General features: G+C 65.3%; 1 protein-coding gene. It reads left to right on the forward strand.

Annotation, left to right across the window (positions count from 1 at the left end; translation table 11 throughout):
* On the forward strand, positions 1–219 hold a 219-nt coding region (locus tag KW825_RS20430; protein ID WP_218330258.1), incomplete at both ends, for a VCBS domain-containing protein.

The following is a 219-nucleotide window of genomic DNA, read 5'->3' on the forward strand; positions in this document are numbered from 1 at the left end:
GCAACGTGCTGGGCAACGACACCGTGGGTGCCGACACCCCGGCGGTCTTTGTGGGCTGGAGTGCGAGCGGGCATGACAACAGTGCTGCGGTAGCTGCACTGGGCAGCTACGGTACCTTCACCCAAAATCCGACCACCGGCGCCTGGACCTATGTGCTGGACAACAGCAAGGCGGCGACCCAGGCGCTGACGGCGGGCTCCAACCTGAGCTACGACGTCT

This window comes from Aeromonas sp. sif2433 (assembly GCF_019218705.1).
GTDB lineage: Bacteria > Pseudomonadota > Gammaproteobacteria > Enterobacterales > Aeromonadaceae > Aeromonas > Aeromonas encheleia.